Origin of the sequence: Anaerococcus sp. mt242 (assembly GCF_016798225.1) — a bacterium.
Lineage (GTDB): Bacteria > Bacillota > Clostridia > Tissierellales > Peptoniphilaceae > Anaerococcus.
In genome coordinates, this window is record NZ_JAEUYX010000019.1 from 1 (window position 1) to 25,898 (window position 25,898).

The following is a 25,898-nucleotide window of genomic DNA, read 5'->3' on the forward strand; positions in this document are numbered from 1 at the left end:
TTGGCATGAAAAAAACCCCTCAATCCATATTCCGGATTTTGGGGTTCAGCTCAAAGGGTTTGCTTTTTAAAATTTTATTTTAGTAGTTAAATCTAGCAACTTCGAAGTAATCTTGTGGGTGTGCACATGCTGGGCAGATTTTTGGTGCTTCTTTTCCTTCGTATAGGTATCCACAGTTACCACACATCCAGATAACTTCTTCGTCTTTTTTGAATACTCTATCATTTTCGATATTATCTTTTAATGCTTGATATCTTTCTCTGTGAGCTTCTTCTACTTTTGCGATATTTCTAAATGCTCTTGCGATTTCTGGGAATCCTTCTTCTTCAGCAACATCTGCAAATGATGGATACATATGTTCTGCTTCGTCGTTTTCTCCATCGATTGCACCTTGTAAGTTTGTTAAAGTATCATGCCATACTACTGGCCATTTTGTGTAATTTTCGTTAAGTTCGATTTCTTCTAGTTTGTATTCTTCTCTTAAGAATTTGAAAAATCTTGCAGCGTGTTCTCTTTCATTCATAGCTGTTTCTTCAAAAATTCTTGAAATTTGAACATAACCTTCGTCTTTAGCAACTTTTGCTGCTAATGTATATCTCATGTTTGCTTGGCTTTCACCAACAAATGAAGTTATTAAGTTTTGAGCTGTTTTTGTACCTTTTAAAGTCATATGTATTTCCTCCTGGAATTTTTTTTATATGTAATTTCTATAATGATTATATAATTAGAATAAAACTTTGTCAAATTATGCTCTATATATTTTAGTATAGTGAATAATGATTATCATTACTAATTAGTTTTGTCCAATAAATAATAAAAGTCTCCCTGCGGGGAGACTTAATTTATAGCCAAATATTTTCTGGATAATCTTTATTTTCTAGCATCTTTCTAAATTCTTCTTGGGCTGGAGCTAGGTCTTCTTTGTAGGTAATTCCTATCCATTTGTCATTTGTTGGAAGGATTGTAATTTCTGCTATATCTTCTTCTAAAAACTCACCTATCATTTCTGGTAAGACATATTCTGCTTTTTCTAGATTATCTTTATTTTTTTCTAAATATTTTTCAAAGTATTCTTCACAAAGATCGATAAATCTTGGGAATGTAGCCCACATGTTCATAGAAACAATGGATTCTAGATTTAATAAATCACTGTCTAAGTTTTCACGACTTGTAATTTTGCCATCTTCTCCTAGTCCTATTTCATGAGTTTCGATGATTTTTACCAATTTATTGTCTTGATCACCTACAGAAACTCCGCGGGTTACTGTTCCGTTGTCAGAAAGTGTATTTTTTAATTTATAACCTGCCATTGCAATTTGTAATTTGGACGCATCTTGATTATTTGCATCATCTAAAAATTCATGGAAGTCTTTAAATACATTTTTGCCATAATAATCATCGGCATTTATTACTAAAAACGGCTCATTTACTAAGTCTTTTGCTGCTAAAACTGCATGGACTGTTCCCCATGGCTTCGTACGATTTTGTGGAACTTCATAAGCTGCTGGCAATTCTAAAGATTGGTAGGCGTATTCTACATCAATTATTTTTGAAATCCTATCGCCAATTACCTCTTTAAAATCTTCTTCTATATCACGTCTAATTATAAAAACAACCTTGTCAAAACCTGCTTTTTTTGCATCAAAAATAGAATAATCGATAATTGTGTATCCATTATCATCCATTTTTGCAAGTTGTTTAATTCCTGCACCATAACGGGATCCTATCCCTGCCGCCATGACCACTAGTGTGGTTTTCATATTTTTTCCTCTCTTTCATATCCGCGAGGATTCATTTTTTGCCATCTCCATGCATCTTCGCACATATCTTTTATGTCGTACTGAGCCTGCCAGCCTAAAACTTTTTTGGCCTTACTTGCATCAGCAAATGATTTGTCGATGTCTCCTGCTCTTCTTTTTTCTATTTTGTATGGGATTTTTTTGCCAATTACTTCTTCAAAAGATTTTATAACATCAAGGACTGAGTATCCCTTGCCAGTTGCAAGATTTATAATCTCAACTCCATTTAATTTTTCCAAATTTTCTACAGCTTTTACATGACCGCGCGCTAAATCCACAACGTGGATATAGTCACGAACTCCAGTCCCATCGTGAGTTTTATAGTCATCTCCAAAAATATGGACATATTCCAGCTCGCCTACTGCAACTTGGGAAATGTAAGGCAATAAATTACTTGGAATTCCTTGTGGGTCTTCACCTATTAATCCTGATTTGTGTGCACCAATCGGGTTAAAGTAACGGAGCAAAACCACTTTGAAATCTGGATTAGCTGTATGTAGGTCTGTCATTATTTGCTCCATAAAAGACTTGGACCATCCATATGGATTTGTACAAAAGCCCTTAGGCACATCTTCTGTAATTGGTGTCACTTCCGGATCGCCATAAACTGTGGCAGATGAGCTAAAAATAATGTTTTTACATCCCACATCTTCCATTGCTTTTAGCAAACTCAAAGTACCTGTAAGGTTGTTGTGGTAGTATTTTAGTGGATTTTTTACTGATTCGCCTACAGCTTTTAAGGCTGCAAAGTGTATTACCACATCAATTTTTTCATCTATTAAAACTTTTTTTAAAAACTCTGTATCAAGGATATCAGCCTTATAAAATTTGATATTTTTACCAGTGATTTTTTCGACTCTTTCGATGGCTATCTTTGAAGAATTGGACAAATTGTCATAGATTATGACATTATAACCCTTATCTAATAGCTCCACTGCCGTATGGCTGCCGATATATCCTGCTCCTCCAGTTAATAAAACGCGTTTTTTCATAAAACCTTCCCATTTTTTGCAATATTTGCCTAACTTACAACTATTATAGGTATTATCAAAATATATGTCAATAAAGTCAAAAACCTTTTCACATATTAGTACACAATATTTGTTTAAAAATAAATTAACAAATAAAAATCTGGGTATATAATAACGAAGAATAAAGTTTTTATGGAGGAAATAATGAGAGTAGATTATACAAACATAAACTTAGAAAACCTTGAAAAATACGAAGAAAAAGCGCTTAAATCATTTGATACACTTTTGGATGGAAATGGTGAAGGATCTGACTTTTTAGGATGGATAGACAGACCAGTTGACTATGACAAAGAAGAATTTGAAAGAATAAAAAAAGCAGCAGAAAAAATTCAATCTGACAGCGAAATTTTAGTATCTATCGGTATTGGTGGCTCATATCTAGGTATAAAAGCTATTGATTTTGCCCTAGATAATTATTTTAAGTCTAACAAAAAAGTAAAATTAATCTATGCCGGCAACCAAATATCCGGCCAATATATGGCAGAACTTTTGGATTACCTAAAAGATAAGGACTACTCTTTAAATGTAATTTCAAAATCAGGAACAACCACAGAGCCTGCAATCGCCTTTAGATTTTTAAAAGAGGCCTTAGAGGAAAAATATGGCAAAGAAGAAGCTAAAGGCCGTATCTATGCCACAACTGATAGGCAAAAAGGTGCATTAAAAGATCTTGCAACAAAAGAGGGATATGAAACTTTTGTAGTGCCAGATGATATTGGCGGTAGATTTTCAGTTATTTCTGCAGTAGGTCTTTTGCCACTTGCAGCAAGTGGAATTGATATAGACGAATTTATGGCAGGTTTTAAAGCAGGTCGCGAAAAATATACAGTACGCAATTTTGAAAATAACGATGCTATAAAATATGCAGCAATCAGAAATATGCTTTATGAAAATGACAAAGCAATAGAAGTTCTAGTAAACTATGAGCCAAAACTCCAATATATTGCAGAATGGTGGAAACAATTATTTGCAGAATCAGAAGGAAAAGACAGTCAAGGCTTATTCCCAGTTTCAGTAAATAACTCAACAGACCTCCACTCCCTAGGACAAATGATCCAAGATGGGAAAAGAAATCTATTTGAAACAGTCCTAGAAATTGAAAATTATGACAGAGATATAGAAATAAAAGAAGATGCAGACAACCTAGACGGCTTAAACTATTTAGCAGGCAAATCAATGAATTATGTAAATACCCAAGCCATGGAAGGAACAACCATCGCCCATGTAAAAGGAAATGTGCCAAATATACGTATCAAAATTGAAAATGTAAGTGCAAAAACACTTGCAGAACTATTCTACTTTTTTGAAATAACAGTTGGTGTAAGTGGCTATATGATGGGCATCAATCCATTTAACCAACCAGGTGTAGAAGAATATAAGACACAAATGTTTAAACTATTAGGAAAACCAGGCTACGATAATAAATAAATCTTTAAAGAACCCTCAGGGTTCTTTTCTTGTACAATATATCTAAAATATCTTATAATTAAGTTATAGCGTATGTTATTAAGAAAGAAGGAAAAATGAAAAAAATATCAATAATTGGTTTAGGAAATGTAGGGTCAACTACCACCCACACCTTAGTTGAAAGAAGATTGTGCGATGAAATTGCCCTTTTTGACAAAAAGGAAGATTTGATAAATGCAGAGATCAATGACTTCAGAGACTCTCTTGTCAGAAGAAATGGCAATGTAAACTTAGTTGCAGGAAGCAAATCAGATTTAAAAGACAGTGACATCATAATTTTTGCCCCAGGGGATATCACAATCTTACAAAATAATAGCGACCGCCTAGAAGAATTTAAATACACCAAAAAATGTGTAGAAGAATGGGCACCTATTATAAAAGAATCAGGGTTTGACGGCATTATTGTATCAATTACAAATCCATGTGATGTGATTGCAGAATATATGCAAAAACTAACTGGACTTCCAAAAGAAAGAGTAATTGGTGCTGGTACCATCCTGGATTCTGCAAGAATGAAAAACGCAGTTGCAAAGTATCTAGGAATTGATCCAGATTCTGTAAACGGATATGTAATCGGAGAACATGGAAACAGTCAATTTGTAGCTTGGTCAAAAGTTTTTATAGCTGCAAAACCAATTGGGCAAATCCTTGATGAAAATACCTTAAATCAAATTGAAGAAGCATCTAGGATGAAGGGATTTGAAATTATAAAAGGCAAGGGTTACACTTCCTACGGCATTGCAAATTCAGCTGCAATCATTGTTGAAACAATATTTAATGATGCAAAAACAATCCTTCCAGTTTCTTCATACTCATCAGAAGCAGCTTGCTATATTGGTCACCCATGTGTAGTTGGCAAGCAAGGAATCATCCGAGAATATCACTTAGAGCTTAACGAAGAAGAAACTAAAAAATGGGATCACTCAGTAGAAACAATTAAAAATATAAGACCAGAATAAAAAAACAAGCCAAAACGGCTTGTTTTTTTATCTAAATTTATGCAATTTTACCTTTTCTTCTAAGTCTTGCTGAATTGACAAGAGCTGCAGTAGCATCTCCTGTGATATTTAAAGTAGTTCTACCCATATCAAAAATTCTATCAATACCTGCAACAAGAGCAATTCCCTCTACTGGTAGACCAACAGATTGAAGTACCATAGCAAGCATAATCATACCAGATCCTGGGACACCAGCAGTACCAATAGATGCTAGAGTAGCAGTTAGTACGATTGTTACAATTTGGCCTAAAGTTAGGTCAATACCATAGCAAGAAGCTATAAATACAGCACAAACTCCTTGATAAATAGAAGTACCATCCATATTTATAGTCGCTCCAAGTGGCAATACAAAGCTCGTTACATCATGATCAGCTCCCAGTTCTTCACAACATTTTAAGTTTATAGGAAGAGTACCCATACTAGATGCAGAAGAAAAAGCAAACATCATAGCAGGTGCTATACCCTTATAAAACTCAACTGGGTTAATCCCTGCCATAGTTTTAACTGTAAATGAGTAAACAATAAGTGCATGAAAAGCATAAGCTAGATATGCAACTAAAAGTACACTAGCAAGAGATCCGATAATCATAGGACCATTTTCTGCAATAACTGGCATTAGCAAGCAAAGCACTCCCAGTGGAGATAATTTTAAAATAAGCTCCATAGCCTTCATATTTATGTCATTTACAATTTCAATAGCTTCTATAGCCTTAGCTTGTTTTTCTTTATTGATTAAAAGTATAGAAAAACCAATAATAATAGCCATAACAATAATTTGTAGCATATTTGCTTCAACAATAGGTGCTAAGAAGTTTTTTGGGAAGATATTTACTAAAGTATCGACAAGTGAAACTTGATTTTCAACAGCATATTCAAGATTTGTGGTAGCTATAAGTGGGAAAAATCTCTTTGCAATATTTGCAAATACAAGACCAATTAAAATAGCAAAAGCAGTTGTGAAAAAGTAATAAATGATAGTGAAAACACCAACTTCTCCAACCTTTTTAATATCTCTCATGGAGATGATGCCGCCCATAATAGAAAATAAAACGATAGGTGTGACAATAAATTTAAGTAAGTTTAGGAAGATATCCCCAATTGGTTTAATATAAGAGTTTAAAAACTCTGCTTGACTTTGCAAAAGTAAACCAAGAACAATTGCTAGTACAAGAGCAATAAAAATATTGCGAGTCAGGTGTGACTTTTTACGAGGTGCAGTTTCCATATAATTCTCCTTATCTTTTCAAATTTTTTTCAAATTATATATATATTACTCTACCTACCCCCCTTTTGTAAAGCTTGAGTATAATTTTTATAAAAATAAAACTTACCATCTAATACCATGAATTGATATTTAAATGGTAAGTTTTTAATTATAAAATAGACTCTTTAATTCTTCTAAATTATTTATTTTATTAAATGATTTTAATTGTTTAATCATATGAAGTTTTCTGAAAAAATCCTTAATATTATATCTTTCATATTCCGTGGGTAATATCGAAAGTAAAATAATTACATTTACATTTTCACTATCCCAAAAGATTTCATTATTCAACTTTATATAAGAGATAGAGGACTTTAAAATATAACTTGGGTTACCATGTAATAAAACCATACCATTTCCAACTTCTGTACTCGCTATTTCTTCTCTATGAAAAATGCTATCTTTATACCCAAATTCTACATATTGTTTTTTCTCTAGTTTATTACCTAAAAATTCAATCACTTCATCTTTTCTAGTAAATTCTTTACTAATATAAAATAATTCAGATTTAAAGAGTTTCAAGTAGTCTTTTTTATTTATCTGAGTTGAAATTGAGTCTATATCTAATTTACTAAGATCGATAGGTATTTTAATATAATTTGATATACTTAAATCGAGTGTTGAAAACACAATATAGTCATTATAATTATTTTTATGGAAATTATTAATATCAACCGGATTATCAAATTCTATCCAATCTAAATTGTCTTCAAGTATGGAGTGCAAATATTGGGAAATACCCACACCGTAATTGCATACTATGATTCCTTTTATTTTTCTTTCTTTAGTTCGATTCAAAGTTATAATATATATTACTATATATGCAGCTTCCTCAGGAGGGATTTTTAGATTATTCTTAGCATTAAATTGATCAATTACATATAATACTTCGTTGTAATAGTATGAATAATTATTTTTTATTGTATCATGCAATGGATTTAATATATCTTCACCCTTATTAAGCTTTGCTAAAGTTAGCTCTAAGTGTTTTTTGAGACTTAAAATATTATTCTTTTCAACTAAAATAGGATCATCAATTTTAAAAAAATGTTTCTTTAAATCATTAATTATTTCTAATGACTTGATATTTACAAAATTGTTGATATCTAAATATTTATTTAAATTTATTTTATCATATAATTCATAGAAATATTTTATTAATTCTTCTTTATTAATAGTTGAATTGGATTGTTCAAATATTTTAGCAGATTCTTTAGCAAAGCTATAATATAAGGAATTCTTATTTATTATATAATCATTAATATCAGGATTTTCTACACTTAAAAGATAAATAATATGCACATGTAAAGCTTCTCTAATTTCATTAACCAGCTGCATTTGATTAATAAAAATGTTGGTTAATCTAATTGCGAGATTATTAGTATTATCATCATATAATAAAGAAAAAGATTCGTATCCATTTTCTACTTTTAATAATAAATCTCTCATATATAGAAATTTATCATCATCTTTACCTTTTAACTCCAGACCTATATTTTGCTTTATATTAATGTTTAATTTGTATAACTGAATTTCATCATTGATTTTAAATATAATCTTTGATAATTTTTCATAACTTAAATAATATTTTTCCATCAAATATTTTAATGTAATGTTATTTTTTGAAAATATATCAATAATTATGTCATACTCATTATTTTTAATTGTAATATTGTTTTTGTTTACACAAAGAAAGATTCCTTTAGCATATTTTTTATCTAAATTATACTCAATATGGTTTTCTTTTAAATAGCTTTCAATTCTACGAAGGGCATTATATACAGTTCTACGTGAACAACCTAGCAGAATTGATAACTCGTCAATAGATATATAGTTACTTTCTTCTATAAGCAATTGAAGTAGTTTTTTATCTAGGTCATTCATATATTTACCTCATTAAAATCTAATTGTCTTTATTCCACATGGTTTAATTAAATTATCATGCACATCATTTGTAATTTCGTCAGCTTTTACATAATTTACATTTTCAATAGTTGTTCTAAAATTGATATCCTTATCTCTATAAGGGTTATACAATCTTAAAATAAGGTTATTATTATCCTGAGATTGTTTCAGTGTAGAAAATATAGCTTTATCTACCTCTAGTAATGAATACTCATATGGATAGCATTTATTTTTACTTATAACAAAATGATCCGTATTATCGTAAATTTCGCCTGATTGATAGCTAACCGGCTTATTTAAAACTTCTTTTGAAAACTTATGCATAAGTCTATAATCATCTTCAACATCAGTAATATAAACAGTTGTTTCTATCTCTTTATTAAGTAAAGCATGATCCATTTGAACTTCATATACCCCGGATGCTCTTCCAGGTCTGTCATTTAAATTTGGTTTTCCCAAGTAAGGAATTGATCTAAACATAGTAAAAGCTAACTTATTATTATCTAAAACTTCATACTCTCTAACTCCATCAGAAACCCCACATACAGAATTTTCTGCATCAAGTGCCGCAAATGAAATCATAGGTTCAATGCCTCTAGGTTTTTCATCCCAGTTATCTTTTTTCCAATTATTATATTTATTATAATCAACTTCTCTAATAATAGTTCCAAATTGTTGATCAGCGATGGAGTTATTTGTCTTTACATCAGAATCAATAACTATTCTATCCCTATGCTCAATTATATTATTTACTGTTTTACAAGTTAATTCTATATATTTTTTAGTTTTATAAAGCGTGATAGAAACATCTGTTATAAGTTTCTCATCTAGGTTATGTTTTGCCCTATTTTCTAAAGTAGATGGTACACTTCTTAATAATTTATATCTTAGCTCTTGATATAATTTATCTTTATTTACTTTTAAATCAAAAACTTCTCCCTCTGATAAGTATAAATCATTAGTAGGTGATGAATAATCATAACTATCCCCTTCGTCACCATTATTTTCCAAATAAATTTTATTTATATTAGTATCTCCCTCGACAACTATTTGTCCTTTTTCATCAATACTAATTTTATAAAAGTCATTTTCAATAAATTTATCATCAGTTATAGGAGTTGCTAATTTTTTATTAGTACTTTCTTTAATTTCATAAGTTTGATATCCCATTGAAGCAAACTGATCTAAAATTATAATTTTTGCTCTGTATATTTCCTCATAGGATCTTAGCTTACTTGTAATTTCGTTATTAACACCTATTTCTTTAATTGATTTTTCTAAATTAGTATCATCTTTATCAATTCTAAGTAAATTATATTGTATCTCATTTCCATTTCTTATAATTTTAAAATCCTTGAAAGGAGTTAATATATCACATATTACATATTCTTCTCTAGAATATGGTAATGTATTATATATTTGAAAACTAAATCCAGATGCATTTATACCATCACCAATTCTTCTCATAATGGAATCGGTAAGATTTGTAGTGATATCCTCTACTTTTTCATATCTATTTTCTATAAATTTATTTGTTTTATCTGAATTACACATACCTATACTGTCATGAGCAGAGTTTAGCAACATTAATTTAAAACATTCTTCAATGATTTCTCTTTCATACCTTAATCCCAGCTTATAGCTAATAGAACTAAGTGGTTCCACAAATTCAGATAGATATCTTTCCAGCCTATTATGTCTATTTTTCAAATCTGCTCTAGTAGAGAAAATGCTTTTATGTGTTCTTGAATGTTGCCCAAAAGTAAATTCCCCAGTGTATTCCTTTAATTGATTTATATTACCAAAAACTTCATCTAGCGATTCTTCAAGAGAGCAAATTTCAATATCATAGTCTGTATTTTTTATTATTTGTGATATATTTTTTCTAATTGGTTTTTGATCCTCACCATTGAATAAAATATATGGTTTTCTATTGCCAAAAGTTTTCAATTTTTCTACTAAATTATCTATATATGATCCATCATCTTCGTTAGGTGGATAGGCCATAATTCCATAATGATACAAGTTAAATGTTTTTATGCTTTCCCCACTTGGACTAACCCAATTAAATTCTCTATCTTTAATAAGATGATCAGCTATTCCCCTTCTAAAAAAAGCATACTTTAATCCCATTTGAGAATATATTAGTGGCATCTGTTCACTCATTCCAAAACTATCTGGAAGATAACCTATTGATTGACAAGCACCCATTTTATGAGCTTCTTTGATACCAATCTGAAGGTTTCTTATAAGACTTTCTCCTGATATAACTAATGTATCACTTTGAGTATACCAAGGACCAGTTATAATTTTTCCAGCAGAGATTAAATTATATAATTTTTCTTTATTTTCTGGTCTGTATTTTAAATAATCATCTATTATAGACGTTTGGCCATCAAGTAAAAAAGATTCTATATCATCGTTTTTATTTAGATAATCGATTATTTCATCAAAATCAATCAAAGAATAAATCATTGATCTATTGTCTGTAAAATACCATTCTTTATCCCAATGAGTATGGGCAATAACTTTTATATCGCTCATTCTTGAACCACCAATTTACCCTTTTTTATTTGGTTATTTCTATATAATATATTAACAATAGCAATAAACAAAGATCCAACTAATATTCCACAAATATAAGGAACTATATTTTCTACAAGTGGCCATGCCCATATTGCAGATTCTGGGAACCATTGCACAGCACCAAATCCAACACCAATTAAAGCACCTATTAAAGCACCAATCATATATAATGGAATAGTAAATGCTGGATTTTCTAACGCAAAAGGAATTGCACCTTCACTTATTCCCATGAAAGCTAAAAAAATAGAAGTTTTTGCTGCTTCACGCAATTGCCTATCGTAAACTCTTCTTTTTACAATGTATTTATCTAAAAGAGCACTTAAACCAAGTCCAATTGATGGTGTAACAATTGCAATAACCCTAGCTGTTAAAGGCATAATTTTATCAACTGCAAGTCCTGTAGCAACAAAGCCTGCTGCTTTATTAACTGCGCCTCCTAAATCAAATGCAGTAGTTAAGGATAGTAAAATTGCATATACTATTCCACCACTTTTTCCCGCACTTGTTAACAGATTTTTAACAGATTCATTAAGAAAGGCCCCTATTGGAGTTATTACATAAATCATCAATATCATAGTTGTTAATACTGAAATTAGTGGTATTAAAAATGTAGTTTTAAATGCCATCCAGTTATGACTAACTTTGATATGATTATTTAAAAATCTAACAAAATAACCTATCAAAAATGCTATCAATAAGCCTCCAAAAAATCCTGAAGGTGCTGGTGCTACTGGTTGATAAGATCCATCTACCATAGATAAAGTTTCTATTGGGTTATTAGCAACCACACCCCCGATAAATCCACAAATAAGAGCTGTTTTTCCACCAATTGATTGTGCAGCAAAAGCAGCAAAAATAGGTATAGCAAATCCAAATAATTTAAATCCAAATGTTTGTAATATATAAGCAAATTTCAATATATTTTCTGAACTAGCAGAATAAGAACCTGTGTTTATAGCATCTACTATGGACATAGATGGGTCAATTCCCATAAAAACATATGGTATTAATTGTGATAAAGCTCCCAATAATCCACCCATAATTAAAACAGGAATCATGTAACTAATACCTGTCATAAGATGCTTTTGAAATTCATCAAATTTAGAATTAGATGATTGTGTGGTTACAGTGGTTTTTTTTACATTTTTGTCGACATCTCCAACTTTTCTTTTTGTTACAGGCATAATTTCCTCCTAGTTTATACCTAAATCCTCTTCAATATCATTAAATACAGTTTCTATATCTTTAATAGCCTCTGCTAAAGAAACTTCATAAATTTCATATCCCTCAAACCTTTCCATGTTCTGAGGTGTAATAGCAGTTGAGAGTAAAATAATATCAGCGTTAGCTATATCTTCTGCAGTTAATTCATTTTGTATACCATCTGAACCTTGTGTTTCAACTTTTGTTTCGTATCCTCTTTTTTTTGCTTCATTCTCCATTGATTCTGCAGCCATAAATGTATGGGCAAGTCCCATTGTACAAGCACATAAACCTACAAATTTTTTCATATTATTCTCCTACTTCCTTTAGTTGTTCATATATTTCTTCTACATTTGCTGTTTCCAAAAATTCAATAAATTCTCTATCAATTAACTTTCTTGAAAGATTAGCCAAAGTATCAATGTGATCTCCTCCCTCCTTTTTACTAAAAATTCCTATTATAATTTTTACTTTTGTTTCAGACCAATCTATCATATTATTTAATCTTAAAAAAATAATTGTATTCTTGAAAACATTTTTACTTTTTGCATGAGGTATTGCTAAAGGCTCTACTAAAGCGGTACTCATTTCTTCTTCTCTATTAATTAAATCTTCTTTGATCGCTTGAGAATCCCCTGTGATACTTAACTCACATGCTTTTTTAGATAAAAAATCTAATACTTCTTCCTTAGTTTCTAAATCCAAATCTATGATAACGTTTTTTTTATCCATAATCCCTCCTTCTTAAGGATATTATATCAGAATATTTTTTTTAATAATTTGAAATATCTTCATTTAAATGTGCAATTTTAAAAATTAATACATCCATATAAATTTACAAAGTCCGTTTAATTAAAACTTTATTTGACAATTTTATTTATTTCATTTAAAATATTGAAGATTTGGAGAAAAATAATAAGGAGGTTTTGATGGAAGATAATAAGAAAATTTATAATGTAAATGATGATGTCCCTAGAAAGCTACTTATCCCGCTTGGATTGCAGCACACATTTGCCATGTTTGGGGCGTCTGTTTTAGTGCCAATATTATTTGGTATCAATCCTGGTATTGTGCTTTTGATGAATGGGATTGGGACTTTGCTTTTTATTTTAATAACTAAGGGCAAGGCTCCGGCTTATTTGGGTTCTTCTTTTGCTTTTCTTGCACCAGGTATTGCCATTATAGAGTCTCAAGGATTTGAATATGCCCAAGGTGCATTTGTAGTGGTTGGCCTTTTGGGTTGTGTACTTTCTTATATAATTTATAAATTTGGCACTTCTTGGATAGATGTTGTTCTCCCACCTGCTGCTATGGGTGCGGTTGTCGCACTGATTGGTTTTGAGCTTGCAGCAAATACAGTATCTGGTGGAACAATTGGGGCAAATCTTATGACTGATACCGTTTCTTCATCTGACTGGATAGTATTTCTAGTAACTCTTATGACTGCTATTTTAGGTTCAATAATGTTTAAAGGTTTTATGTCTACGATTCCAATTTTGATTGCAATTATTGTAGGATATATTGTAGCTTATTTTAATGGTCAAGTAGACCTTACTCCAGTTCGTGAAGCTAGTTTTTTCACTATCCCTCATTTTCAATTAGCAAAATTTTCACCAGAAGCAATCTTTGCTATGTTGCCAGTTATTTTGGTTATTGCAGCGGAGCATATAAGCCATCAAGTGGTAACCAGCAACATTATTGGTCAAGATTTGATAAAGGATCCAGGTCTTCACAGATCAATTTTTGCAGATAACTTTTCTACAGCTATTTCTGGTTTTGTAGGTGGTGTACCAACTACAACTTATGGGGAAAATATCGGAGTTATGGCTATCACTGGAGTTTATTCTGTAAAAGTTATTGCAACAGCTGCAGTGATTTCAATCCTAATGGCCTTTATAGGACCACTATCTGCTCTTATTTCTACAATCCCAGGCAATGTTATAGGTGGGGTTACATTCTTGCTTTATGGCATGATTGGTACCAGCGGTATAAGACTTTTGGTTGACCAAAATGTTGACTATTCAAAAAGTGATAATTTGATACTGACTTCTGTAATATTTATTGCTGGACTAAGCGGCCTTTCTATTCAATTTGGATCTATAGAATTAAGTGGAATGGTGCTTTCTTCTCTGGTTGCGGTTATTTTGTCATTGATTATTTATTTTATTAAGAAATCTGGGCTTTCTAATCTGGAATAAAATTCTACTCATTTTTTAAGGCAGATAACATAGTAGCATATGATTCTAGATTTACTACTTCGCTCACTTGGAGGGCCACTTTAAGGGGGTTCGTCCTCACTCAGCCGGACAGGCTATTACACCTACAAAGCATCTTGCTTCGCAAGACCATTCCATGGAGGGTCCTCCATTAGCCGGACGGGCTAGTTTCAAACCACCCGCAAACTTCACCCCTAAACGGCCCCTACGCGGGGAGCGTTATATAAGGTAGGCTTTTTAAAAAAGCCTATCTTTATTTATTTTATATTAAAAACTGCTTTATAGACTAATTTCTACAAAGCAGTTTTTTCTTTAGAAAGATCTTTTATATTCTTTACTTGTACTTTTATTTTTATTATTAACGGCTACCAGTAAAAGCATAATTGCCAAAACTTCCATCCAAAATGTCAAAAATCCGCCTTCTACTCCAAAGGCTCCTCCTGTTAGGAATGGATTGCCAACAAGTTGGGTTTTTATTAGGCTTATATTTGATTGGCTGATGCCTGATACGTTTATGCCGTATATATTTCCTTGGGCAAAGTTCCAAAAAGTATGGGCTGCTGCTGGGAAAAATATGTCATCCGAAACATAAAACATTAAGGAAAATATGACTCCCATTAGGAAAATATTTATAAAGGGAAATACTCCAAAACCATCATTTCCAAGGTGCATTATAGAAAAAATAAGGCTATTAGATATAATTGCTAGTTTCACTCCATTTTCTGCTGCAAAATAATTCATAAGCACAGATCTTGCCATCAATTCTTCGCTAAAACCTTGAAAAACCCAGCCAATAAAAAAAACAAGAAAAATCCCTGGATTTATATTTTGATAATTTGGGTTAATTTCTGCTAAATTGCGGATTTTAAGCTGCAAAAAAACTCCTGTAATCAGAGCAAAACCAAATAATGCCCCCTTAAAATAATTTTTGACCCTGTCTGGGTTTTTTAAACCCATAGAAAAATCATTATAATTTAGGTATTTTTTTGCAAATATGTAAATTAAAACAGTGGCTAAAACCGTCCCGTATAGTAGGCCCAAAATCATCTTATCTGCTGGCATAAGAGTTTTATAAACATCTACGTTATTTAAAAGACTAGGAAAAAATACAGCTCCCAAGGCTAGTTTTGGCAATGTTGTAAGCATTATCAAAACTACTACAAGGATGACTGCACTCCTATGTTTTTGAACTCTCTTAGTTTCCCTAATCGTTAAATTATCTTCAAACATTACTTTCTCCGTTATATTTTATACATTAATTATAACTATATTTTATTTTTATGCCAATAAAAAACACGGAATTTTCCGTGTTAATCATTATTCATTGCATCATCTATGCTATCAGTTGCTTCAGGTGAGCTTGATTTATCAGAATCACTTGTTTTTTCAGACCCCTGCGCATATTCTAAGGCCCCACCCAAGATTGCATTTATAAAATCTCGGGATTCGTTGATTTCGTATCCATTTATCTTTCGATTTAAGAAAATGGTTGCTTCCCTGGTGTTTAGCTCTTGGTTTGGATCAGATAAGGCTACCATATAATCACCATGGGTCTTCTCATCATCCTCACTATCTTCTATCTTTTCATAGACATCTATGTAATTTACATTTGATATCTTTAATTTTACTTCCTTGCCTCGGCTTTGTTTTTCAACACTTTCGACTTCTATATCTAGGTTTTCGAAATTGTTATTGTAAAAATCTTCCTGCTTGGCTCCATCATCAGAATATGATGTTCTTAAAACTTCCAATATTATAGGAAGTCTTTCAGTATTGTTTTCCATATATTCTGTATCGTAAGTTTTTATAGCTTTTTCCAGACCATCTACAGTTCTATTTACATTTGATATATAAAATTGGTAGATACCAAAGGGAATTCCTATTATCAAAAGAGCCATAATTACATAAGGGAATATGAAAAGACTGCGTTTATTTGGTTTTCTATGTATATTTCTTCTTGCTTTTTTTGATGTTTTTGCCATAATTTCCTCTTTAATCTTAATTATACCATCTATTATACAATTTTAATAAATATGATAAGATAGGATTATGAAAAGTTTTAAGATTAATTTAATGGATTTAACAGCTTTAATATTACTAATTTTCTCATTTTTCCTACCCTTTATAGGTGCAAATATAGGGATAAGTAACAATGTTTTACTTATGCTTATCAATTGCTATTTGATAGGATACTTGTCATATTTGATTTCCTTTATGGAAAGCAAAAAAGTCTTTTTTATGGCCATACCCCTAATTTTATATAGCGGATTTTTAATATTTTTTATGCGTGGTTTTAAGCTAACTTTTGAAAAACAAAGACTTGAGGACTTACTTTATGTAATTACAAATTTATATGATGTCATATTTGTAGTTTTTAGCTTTTTTATTATAGACCTCATTTTATCCCGCATAGTTGGGGCCAGAGGGACTATTGGTTTTGGGATATTTGCCCTTATCCTCTACTATGTAATGCATAATACTAATGTTTTGCCTTTTGATTTTTATTACAAAGATCTTTTAGTATATTTTTTCTTTTTTGTTATGGGTGCTAGACTCAAACAAGCGGTAAAATTTAATAATTTTCTCTTTGTTTTAGCAATTTTACTCTTTTCAGGAGAGATTTATTTATACTATTATCTAAAATACTATCCAGGTTTTTATATCTCAATGATAATACTTACCTATTTAATCTTAAAGCAAAGCCCAGATGTCCAAGCTACAAACAAACAAAGATATTTATTTTTTGCCTATCTCTACCCTTATAAAGTGATCTATGTTTTACTAAAAAGTGTGATAGATGCTAGTCCTCTAGTGATTACTATTATAGGAGTACTTTCTGTATTTATATTGGCTGAGCTTTTGTATAAAATCAGAGCTAAATTTATGGACTACTTTTTTATAGGAATTCACTAATCACCTACAAAAATCATTTTCATATGCCCCAATTTGTGATAATATTAAGGATATAAATGATTTTGTTTATCAATTTATGTATCATTTAATATTAAGGAGGGTAGTTTATGAAAGAAAAACTACAAAGATTAGGTCAATCCCTAATGCAACCGGTTGCGGTTATGCCTTTGGCAGCTTTGCTACTAGGAATTGGTTACTTAATTGACCCAGATGGATGGGGTGCATCATCACCTATAGCAGCATTTTTAATTTCTGCCGGCGGGGCAATCTTAGATAACCTTGGCATTTTATTTGCAGTAGGTGTTGCATTTGGTATTGCCAAAGAAAATCACGGAGCAAGTGCTCTTGCGGGTTTAGTGGCATTTTTGACCCTTTCAAAAATGTTATCACCTGCTACAGTTGCCCAGCTTAGAAGTATAGATTTGGAAGCTTGGCAAGCAGCTGATCCTTTCCAATTTTCAGCTTTTGATAAAATTGGAAACGGCAACGTATTAATCGGTATTTTATCAGGTATTTTAGGTGGAAAGGCTTATGATAGATTTCACGGAACTCGCTTGCCAGATTTCCTAGCCTTTTTCTCAGGTAGAAGACTTGTGCCAATTATGGCTTCCGTTTATGCCTTAGTTTGCTCACTTATTTTAATGTTCCTATGGCCAGTTATTTACTCAGCACTAGCTACATTTGGTCAATTTTTACTAGGTCTTGGGGCAGCAGGTGCGGGTATTTATGGTTTTGCAAATAGACTATTAATCCCAACAGGACTCCACCATGCTTTAAACCAAGTATTCTGGTTTGACCTTGTTGGAGTAAATGATATTCCAAACTTCCTAAACAATGCTAAAGACACAATCACAGCAACATACCATCCAGGTATGTATCAAGCAGGATTCTTCCCAATTATGATGTTTGGTCTGCCAGGAGCAGCCCTAGCTATGGCTCAAAGAGCAGATGAAAAAAATAGAAAAACTATTAAGGCTCTTATGATAGCAGGTGCCCTCGCTTCATTCCTTACTGGAGTTACAGAACCACTAGAATTTGCATTTATGTTTGCAGCTCCACAACTATACTTTGTACACGCAGTGCTAACAGGTATTTCAGTATTTATAGCAGCAAAATTACAAGCATATGCAGGATTTGGTTTCTCAGCAGGACTGATAGACTTCTTCCTATCATCTCAAAACCCAATGAGACAAAATATGTGGATTTTAATTATAATGGGAGTCGTATTCTTTGCCCTATACTATCTAATTTTTAGAACATTAATTGATAAATGGGATATAGCTACCCCAGGTAGAACATCAAGAGCAGCTAGAAAAAATGACACAACAGTAATAGAAACAGAAGATAAAGGCAGAGTCTCAACAGCTGATAAATCAGCAGACGAAGAGCGTGCAGAACAAAACGCAAGTGTAAAAGGCTCATACGCCGATACAGCAAAAACAATATTAGAAGGACTAGGCGGCCCAGAAAATGTTGATACAAGCAGCTATTGTACAACAAGACTACGTCTAACAGTAAAAGACCCAGCAAAAGTAGATGAAGAAAAAATCAAAGCAGCTGGAGTAGCAGGACTAATCAAACCAGGTCCAAAAGCAGTTCAAGTTATAATAGGCCCACAAGTTCAAGCAATACACGATGAATTTGTAAAACTATTAGGTAGATAAAATCAAAAATAAAAGACAGTAGTTGCAGCTACTGTCTTTTTTGGTGAGTATATACTCTGTTTCGATTCTCATCCTTGTTGCCAAGGGCTTTGATAGAGGTGGCTTCTCTTACCTGTACTATATACCATTCTTAATAGTTTTTCAATAACATTCATCTTTCAAAGATGGGTAAAAAACACTAAAAGGAGTAAAAAAATGAAAAGACTATTAAATTTTCAAGGGGCAGACTTTTTAAATGCAAGTCCCCTAGAATTAAAACAAGCAATCCTAGCTAGTGAAGGCAGGGTCATAGTTTCAGAATCAGTTGTCACATTTGAACCTTATGTAAATGGCCTAACAAATGCAGAAATAGAAAAGGCTTTTGGTGCCGATATTTTACTATTAAATGTTCTAGACCTAGACAACCCAAAAATAAAAGGAGTGCCAGAATCAGAAACAAACCCTATAGCTTGGCTAAAAAAAGCCACATCAAGACCACTTGGAGTAAATCTAGAGCCAGTAGATGAAAATGCACCTATGACCCAAGGTAAGGAAGAAATAGCAAAAGGTCGTAAAGCAAGCATTGAAAACTACAAAAAAGCCAATGATTATGGCCTAGATTTAATTTGCCTAACAGGAAATCCAGCCACAGGAGTGACCAATGAAGCAATATTAAAAGCAATTAAAGAAGCAAAAGAAAACTTTAATGGCCTAATCATAGCCGGCAAAATGCACGCCGCAGGCACAGATGGGCCAGTAATGGACTTAGAAATTGCCAAAAATTTTGTACATGCTGGATGCGACATCCTCCTAGTCCCAGCCCCATACACCATCCCACACTTTAACGAAAATGATTTAAGGGAAATAGCAGACTATATCAGATCCTACAACAAAGATAAAGAAATAGACCGAAAAGTCCTAATAATGTCAGCCATAGGCACCAGCCAAGAAACCGCCGACAAAGACACCATCAGACAAATAGCCTTAGCAGCAAAAGCAAACGGCGCCCACCTCCAACACATAGGAGATGCTATGAATGGCATATCCTTGCCAGAAAATATTTATACTATGGGAGTAGCTATTAGAGGAGTAAGGTGGCAAATTTATCAGATGAGTTCTTCAATAATTAGAAATAAGTAATATTATAAACTGTTACTTATGTATAGAAAAATCTAAGCATTATTCCGAAGAAAAAAAAGACAGTAGTTTATGCTACTGTCTTTGCTGGTTCTAGGGTGTCTATCTTATTTCTAACTTCTTTTCTTAGCATCCATGTACATAAAACTGTATTTAATGATTCTGCTATTACAAAAGCCCACCATGCTATATTTAGGTTGCCTGTACGGCTTAGGGCGTAGAATATTGGAATTAGGATTATTAATTGTCTTAAGAATGATTGGAAGATAGCTATTTGCCAGTTTCCTAGAGATTGGAAAACTCCTCCTACTGCTACTATAGATGGGACTGCTGTGATGTAGGATAGGGAAACTATTCTCATCATTGGCACCCCTATTTCTATCATGGATTCTGTTGCATTAAAAAATCCTAATAATTGTTTTGGGAATATCCACATTATTAGTACTGATATTGTCATTAGAACAAAAGAGCTTTTTATAGCTAAACCAATAGACCCTTTTATTCTTTCTTTTTTTCTTGCTCCATAATTATAGGAAACTATAGTTGTTAGTGCATTTGATATACCAAATACTGGCAAAAATGCAAAGGACTGAAATTTAAACATTACACCAAAAGCTGCTATAGCACTTGCTCCAAAGTCTCTTAGGATTAGGTTTAAGACAAATACTACTACTGAACCTATGGTATTCATTACTGTAGTAGGAAACCCTATCCAAAAGATTTGTTTTACTATATCCCCATGAAATTTAAACTTTTTTGATGTAAATTTTATATCGTGGTTTTTAGTTTTGTTAAAGTAAAAACCTATCAAGGTCCCACCTATTTGGCCAATCACTGTTGCAATGGCAGCTCCTTTTACTTCAAGCCTTGGAAATCCAAAGAGCCCAAAAATTAATATTGGGTCAAGTATTAGATTTATGACTGCTCCTGATATTTGGGTAATCATTGAGTAAGTAGTAAGAGATGTTGCTTGGAGTAACTTTTCTGCAAGCACTTGGAAAAATATCCCCATACTAAAGATAGTTACAATATACATATATTCTTTAGTGTAGGTTGTAACCGCTGCATTTTGTCCTTGGGCGTTGGCAAATGAGTTTGTAAATAATATACCAACCAAGGCAAATATTACATATGTGATGGCAGATATTACTACTCCGTGGATAGCTACTGACCCTACCCTATCTCTATTATTTTCTCCCAAAAACCTAGATAATAATGCTGAAGCCCCTACTCCTATACCTACTGCAAAAGCAATTAGGATATTTTGCACTGGAAAGGCAAGTGATACTGCTGTTAGTGCATCTTCTGATATCCTTGCTACAAACATAGAGTCTACTATATTATAGATTGATTGAACTAGCATTGAAATAACCATTGGTATTGCCATTTCTAGCAATAGTCTATCAATTGGTAATGTTCCTAGTTTATTTTCTGTTATCTGTATTTCTTCCATAAAATCTCCCTAAAAAATAATTATAGATTATATTTAAGCTTATACAGTAAACCCGACTTGCAAATTTATGTCAATAGTGGCTAGGTAAAGTAAAAAAGCCTAGGAATGTTTTCCCAGGCTTTTTTTCATAATTTTTTGCTTAGAAAGCAGGATTTACTGATTTGCTATCTCTTTCTTCACTTAATTTTTCGATTAAGTTTTCTAATGAAACTTCTGGTGTTTCTTCACCATCTCTGTTTCTAACTGTAAGTAGTTTTGATTCTTCTTCTTTTTCCCCTACTACAAGCATGTAGTTTGCGCGCATTAATTGGGCTTGTCTGATTTTATATCCAACTCCCTCACTTCTTTTATCAACAGATACTCTAAATCCAGCTTCTTTGATTTGTTTTTCTAAATCTTCTGCTGTATCTAGGAATTTGTCTGAAACAGGAATGATTACTACTTGCTCTGGATTTAACCATAGTGGAAATCTTCCTGCAAAGTGTTCTGTAAGTACACCGATAAATCTTTCTACTGATCCTAGAAGCGCTCTGTGAAGCATAACTGGTCTTTGTTTTTCACCATTTTCATCAATGTATGTTAAATCAAAGTTTTGTGGTAGTTGGAAGTCTAGTTGGATAGTACCACATTGCCATGTTCTTTTTGCTGCATCTTCTAAGTGGAAGTCGATTTTTGGACCGTAAAATGCACCATCACCTGGGTTTAACTCATAGTCCATGCCACGTTCTTCTAGAGCTGCTTTTAATTGTTCTTCTGCAAAGTCCCAATCCTTGATATCTCCCATAAAATCATCTGGTCTTGTTGATAATTCTAGTGAATATTTAAAACCAAATGTTGAGTATAATAGGTCAGCTAAGTCTATCATTTTGTAAACTTCATCTTTGATTTGGCTTGGTAAGCAGTAAACGTGAGCATCATCTTGGGTAAATGTTCTTACTCTAAATAATCCGTGAAGTGTACCTGATAGTTCGTGTCTGTGTACTTGACCAAATTCTGCAAGTCTAATTGGTAAATCTCTGTATGAATGTTGGTTTGATGCATATGTTAGTACTGATCCTGGGCAGTTCATTGGTTTTATAGCATAGTCTTCTTCATCTATTTTTGTAAAGTACATATTTTCTTTGTAGTGGTCCCAGTGGCCTGATCTATGCCATAGTTCTTCGTTCATGATTAAAGGAGTTTTGATTTCTCCATAACCACGTTCTTCTAAAACTGATCTCCACCAGTCAAGAAGTTCGTTCATTAAAACCATGCCGTTTGGATGGAAGAATGGGAATCCTGGTCCTTCTTCATGGAAAGCAAATAAATCCATTTCTTTACCGATCTTTCTGTGGTCACGGCGTTCGATTTCTTTTTGTAGTTCTTCCCATTCAGCAAGTTGTTTTGCTTTTTCAAAAGAAATTCCATATAGTCTTTGAAGCATTTGACGGTCAGAATCACCTCTCCAGTAGGCACCTGCTATAGTTTTTAGTTTTACTGCCTTGATTTTTTTTGTAGACTCAAGGTGTGGTCCACGGCATAGGTCTACAAAGGCATCTCCCATTTTGTAAAGAGTGATTAGCTCATCTTCTGGTAGGTCGTTGATTAGTTCGATTTTGTAATCTTGACCCATTTCTTCAAACATTTTTAAAGCTTCTGCACGAGAGATTTCGATTCTTTCCATTTTGTGGTCAGCTTTAGCTATCTCTAGCATTTTTTTCTCAATTTTTGCAAAATCTTCTGGGACAAATCTGTGGTCTAGTTCCATATCATAGTAGAAACCATCATTAATTGCAGGTCCTATGGCAAATTTTGTATCTGGCCATAAAGCTTGTATTGCTGCAGCCATAACGTGGCTTGATGTATGCCAGAATATTTCTTTTCCTTCTGGATCATCAAATTTTACAACTCTAAAGTCACTATCTTCATTGATTGGCTCCATATATCCGCGTGTTACACCATTTACAACCGCTCCTAGGGCTTGTCTATATAGTCCCTCAGAAATATCTTTTGTAACTTGGCCAACACTTACGCCAGCTTCATATTCTTTTACCGAATTATCTGGTAATGTAATTTTTATCATAAATTCTCCTTTTTTATTCCACAAAAAAACCGCCCTTATCGTTACCGATAAAAGGACGGGTTATATCCGTGGTTCCACCTAAAATTTGTGCTCATTAAAGTCTTAACGCGACCAACGTTTTAATCTCTTAAAAAACTCCAGGGTGGTTTTTCATAAAAACTCATATAAGACCATCTCAGCACCGGCCTCTCTCTGTGGATACTTATAATTACTACTTTTCCTGTCATAGTTAATATTTATATTTTTAGTTTACCACGATAAGTTATTTTTGCAAATGGAATTTGGGTAAATATTAAAAAAACGTTGAGAAAATAGCAAAGGATATACATATGAAAGTAGTAATAGTAGGAGCGGTGGCGGCTGGTGCCACTTTGGCAGCGTCCTTGCGTCGCTTAGATGAAAATATTGAAATAGTAATGTTTGAAAAAGATAGGGACATGAGTTTTGGTAACTGTGAACTTCCCTATTATTTGTCCTACGAAATAAAAGATAGCACTCTTTTAGTCCACAGAGACAGCGAAAAGTTTAAAAAAGGCTACAATATCGATGCCTACAACTACCACGAAGTAATATCCATCAACCGCGAGGAAAAATACGTCACAGTTTTGGATAAGGGATGTGGTGAAGAATTTAACGAGACATACGATTACCTCGTTCTAGCCCCTGGCGCCCATCCAAACATTCCAAAATCCATAAAAGGAACTGACAAAGACCTTGTTTTTACCATCCGTAATGTCATGGATGTAGAAAATATCAGAGCCTATTATGAAAAGACAAGGGCAAAAAATATTTTGGTAGCAGGTGGCGGATTTATAGCAGTAGAAGCAGCCCATGCTTTAAACGAACTAGAAGATACCAATGTTTCTATCTTTGCCCGCAGCAAAATTTTATCTATGGTAGATGATGAGCTGACAGCTTTCATTGATGAAAATATCAGGGAAAATGACGTAAATATTATCCGCGAGAAGGAATTAGTTGAGATCTGCGATGATGAAGTAGTTTTTGCATCTGGCAAAAAAGTAAAAGCAGATATGATAATCCTTGCCCTTGGCATGACTGCAAATAACAAATTAGCAGTAGAAGCGGGTTTGGAAATCACAGAAAAAGGCTCTATTGTAACTAATGACAACTATCAGACCACAGATCCAAATATTTATGCCATTGGTGATGCCATTGATATTACAAATTTTATAACAAATGAGAAACAAAATCTAAAACTAGCATGGCCAGCCCATAGGCAAGCGAAATTCTTAGCTAATCATTTGCTAGGAAATGATGACGAGCCGCTCAAATATATAGGCACATTTTTGATAAAATCTTTTGATTTAAACATTGGCATGACTGGCTTAAATGAAGATACTCTTAAAAAACTTAATTATGATTACGATGTAACGCTCATTTCCCACTCCGATAAGGTCGGCATAATGCCAAGCTCCGAAATGGTCTATATGAAATTACTTTTTGAAAAGAAAAGCGGCAAAATATATGGTGCCCAAGCCCTAGGAAAGGGTGTAGTGGATAAAAGAATAGATGTTATCGGCACACTTATAAAAATGGGCGGAACAATTTCTGATTTGTACAATCTAGAACTAGGCTACCAACCTTATTATTCCACAACTGAGGATATAAATAACGTAATAGCAAGCCAAGCCATTAATATTTGCAAAGGCCGCCTCCCACATGTAAAATTTTCTGATTTTTGCAATACAAAAGATGAGTATGACATAGTAGATATCCGCAATAAAGCTGCCTTTAACGAATGCCACATCAAGGGAGCAAGGCTAATTGAGGGCAAAAAATTAAGAGAAGACTACAAAAAAATCCCAAAAGACAAAAAAGTTTTATTTTACGATGAAACCGGAATCCAAAGCTCAAATATGATAAAAATGCTAAATAATCTAGGATTTGAAAATGTCTATATGCTAGATGGTGGCTTGCTTTACTTTAGAAAGTATGATGAATATTTCAAACTTGGCATGCTTTGTGATGAGTAAGAGTAGGTAAGAGAAAATAAAATTTTAAAAAGCCTTCTGTTCGTAAAAAATTGCCATAAATTCTAATTGAAGAAATCCGCTTAAAAATTGCACTGTTTGAGCGTAAGCGAGTTTGCAATTTTTAGAATTTTGAAATTATGAATTTATCAATTTTTGGAGTCAGTTTAGCTTTTTGAACTGACCCCTTAAAGTTGGACCTAATCAACTTAAGGAGGTCAGTTTTTTAT

The 25,898-nt window shown here is 32.8% G+C and carries 20 protein-coding genes; 7 read left to right on the forward strand and 13 right to left on the reverse strand.

Annotated elements, in window-relative coordinates:
* Nucleotides 1–79 precede the first annotated feature (79 nt).
* From rbr to galE, 3 genes are all read right to left on the reverse strand, one after another.
* Nucleotides 80–670: a rubrerythrin gene (rbr, locus tag JNO63_RS07240; RefSeq protein ID WP_203127992.1), complete on the reverse strand. Its 591-nt coding sequence runs from the start codon at nucleotides 668–670 to the stop codon at nucleotides 80–82.
* A gap of 172 nt (nucleotides 671–842) precedes the next feature.
* The gene (locus JNO63_RS07245; RefSeq protein WP_203127994.1) at nucleotides 843–1,760 is read right to left on the reverse strand and encodes a sugar phosphate nucleotidyltransferase; all 918 of its coding nucleotides are present in this window, start codon (nucleotides 1,758–1,760) and stop codon (nucleotides 843–845) included.
* Nucleotides 1,757–2,791, reverse strand: coding sequence for a UDP-glucose 4-epimerase GalE (galE, locus tag JNO63_RS07250; protein WP_203127995.1), 1,035 nt, complete (start codon nucleotides 2,789–2,791; stop codon nucleotides 1,757–1,759). Before galE ends, JNO63_RS07245 begins: the two co-directional genes overlap by 4 nt.
* Before the next feature lie 183 nt (nucleotides 2,792–2,974).
* On the opposite strand from galE, the gene JNO63_RS07255 reads away from it, so the two are divergent.
* The gene (locus JNO63_RS07255) at nucleotides 2,975–4,258 is read left to right on the forward strand and encodes a glucose-6-phosphate isomerase (protein ID WP_203127998.1); all 1,284 of its coding nucleotides are present in this window, start codon (nucleotides 2,975–2,977) and stop codon (nucleotides 4,256–4,258) included.
* Nucleotides 4,259–4,353: 95 nt separating this feature from the next.
* Entirely contained in the window at nucleotides 4,354–5,256 is a 903-nt protein-coding gene (locus JNO63_RS07260) for an L-lactate dehydrogenase (protein ID WP_203128000.1), read from the forward strand.
* A gap of 37 nt (nucleotides 5,257–5,293) precedes the next feature.
* Here JNO63_RS07260 and JNO63_RS07265 read toward each other — a convergent pair whose 3' ends face one another.
* The 6 genes from JNO63_RS07265 to JNO63_RS07290 all read right to left on the reverse strand — a co-directional run bounded on the left by JNO63_RS07265 (nucleotide 5,294) and on the right by JNO63_RS07290 (nucleotide 12,985).
* Nucleotides 5,294–6,520, reverse strand: coding sequence for a dicarboxylate/amino acid:cation symporter (locus JNO63_RS07265; protein ID WP_203128002.1), 1,227 nt, complete (start codon nucleotides 6,518–6,520; stop codon nucleotides 5,294–5,296).
* Between the two features lie 144 nt (nucleotides 6,521–6,664).
* Nucleotides 6,665–8,443 carry a BglG family transcription antiterminator gene (locus tag JNO63_RS07270; RefSeq protein ID WP_203128004.1) on the reverse strand — a complete coding sequence of 593 codons (1,779 nt, stop codon included), beginning with the start codon at nucleotides 8,441–8,443 and terminating at the stop codon, nucleotides 6,665–6,667.
* Nucleotides 8,444–8,455: 12 nt separating this feature from the next.
* Nucleotides 8,456–11,008: a glycoside hydrolase family 38 C-terminal domain-containing protein gene (locus JNO63_RS07275; protein WP_203128006.1), complete on the reverse strand. Its 2,553-nt coding sequence runs from the start codon at nucleotides 11,006–11,008 to the stop codon at nucleotides 8,456–8,458.
* A complete protein-coding gene (locus JNO63_RS07280; RefSeq protein ID WP_203128008.1) occupies nucleotides 11,005–12,234 on the reverse strand; it encodes a PTS fructose transporter subunit IIC in 1,230 nt (409 codons plus the stop codon). Before JNO63_RS07280 ends, JNO63_RS07275 begins: the two co-directional genes overlap by 4 nt.
* A 9-nt stretch (nucleotides 12,235–12,243) precedes the next feature.
* Nucleotides 12,244–12,561: a PTS fructose transporter subunit IIB gene (locus JNO63_RS07285; RefSeq protein WP_203128010.1), complete on the reverse strand. Its 318-nt coding sequence runs from the start codon at nucleotides 12,559–12,561 to the stop codon at nucleotides 12,244–12,246.
* Nucleotide 12,562: 1 nt separating this feature from the next.
* Nucleotides 12,563–12,985: a PTS sugar transporter subunit IIA gene (locus JNO63_RS07290; protein ID WP_203128012.1), complete on the reverse strand. Its 423-nt coding sequence runs from the start codon at nucleotides 12,983–12,985 to the stop codon at nucleotides 12,563–12,565.
* A 197-nt stretch (nucleotides 12,986–13,182) separates the two neighbouring features.
* On the opposite strand from JNO63_RS07290, the gene uraA reads away from it, so the two are divergent.
* Nucleotides 13,183–14,451 carry a uracil permease gene (gene uraA / locus JNO63_RS07295; RefSeq protein WP_203128014.1) on the forward strand — a complete coding sequence of 423 codons (1,269 nt, stop codon included), beginning with the start codon at nucleotides 13,183–13,185 and terminating at the stop codon, nucleotides 14,449–14,451.
* Nucleotides 14,452–14,781: 330 nt separating this feature from the next.
* Here uraA and JNO63_RS07300 read toward each other — a convergent pair whose 3' ends face one another.
* Together JNO63_RS07300 and JNO63_RS07305 are read right to left on the reverse strand one after the other, a co-directional pair.
* A complete protein-coding gene (locus JNO63_RS07300; RefSeq protein ID WP_203128016.1) occupies nucleotides 14,782–15,699 on the reverse strand; it encodes a CPBP family intramembrane glutamic endopeptidase in 918 nt (305 codons plus the stop codon).
* A gap of 80 nt (nucleotides 15,700–15,779) precedes the next feature.
* Nucleotides 15,780–16,451, reverse strand: a complete 672-nt coding sequence (locus JNO63_RS07305) for a hypothetical protein (protein WP_203128018.1) — start codon at nucleotides 16,449–16,451, stop codon at nucleotides 15,780–15,782.
* 67 nt (nucleotides 16,452–16,518) lie between these two features.
* On the opposite strand from JNO63_RS07305, the gene JNO63_RS07310 reads away from it, so the two are divergent.
* The 3 genes from JNO63_RS07310 to JNO63_RS07320 all read left to right on the forward strand — a co-directional run bounded on the left by JNO63_RS07310 (nucleotide 16,519) and on the right by JNO63_RS07320 (nucleotide 20,165).
* Complete coding sequence (locus JNO63_RS07310; protein WP_203128020.1) at nucleotides 16,519–17,382, forward strand: hypothetical protein; 864 nt, start codon at nucleotides 16,519–16,521, stop codon at nucleotides 17,380–17,382.
* A gap of 107 nt (nucleotides 17,383–17,489) precedes the next feature.
* Nucleotides 17,490–19,046: an N-acetylglucosamine-specific PTS transporter subunit IIBC gene (gene nagE, locus JNO63_RS07315; protein WP_203128021.1), complete on the forward strand. Its 1,557-nt coding sequence runs from the start codon at nucleotides 17,490–17,492 to the stop codon at nucleotides 19,044–19,046.
* Nucleotides 19,047–19,241: 195 nt separating this feature from the next.
* Complete coding sequence (locus tag JNO63_RS07320) at nucleotides 19,242–20,165, forward strand: DUF7916 family protein (protein WP_203128030.1); 924 nt, start codon at nucleotides 19,242–19,244, stop codon at nucleotides 20,163–20,165.
* Between the two features lie 67 nt (nucleotides 20,166–20,232).
* Here JNO63_RS07320 and JNO63_RS07325 read toward each other — a convergent pair whose 3' ends face one another.
* Together JNO63_RS07325 and thrS are read right to left on the reverse strand one after the other, a co-directional pair.
* On the reverse strand, nucleotides 20,233–21,615 hold the full coding sequence (locus JNO63_RS07325; RefSeq protein WP_203128031.1) for an MATE family efflux transporter: 1,383 nt from the start codon (nucleotides 21,613–21,615) through the stop codon (nucleotides 20,233–20,235).
* 139 nt (nucleotides 21,616–21,754) lie between these two features.
* A complete protein-coding gene (gene thrS / locus JNO63_RS07330) occupies nucleotides 21,755–23,677 on the reverse strand; it encodes a threonine--tRNA ligase (RefSeq protein ID WP_203128039.1) in 1,923 nt (640 codons plus the stop codon).
* 329 nt (nucleotides 23,678–24,006) lie between these two features.
* Here thrS and JNO63_RS07335 point away from each other — a divergent pair, with 329 nt between their 5' ends.
* Nucleotides 24,007–25,671 carry an FAD-dependent oxidoreductase gene (locus JNO63_RS07335; protein ID WP_203128049.1) on the forward strand — a complete coding sequence of 555 codons (1,665 nt, stop codon included), beginning with the start codon at nucleotides 24,007–24,009 and terminating at the stop codon, nucleotides 25,669–25,671.
* The last annotated feature ends 227 nt before the right edge of the window (nucleotides 25,672–25,898 follow it).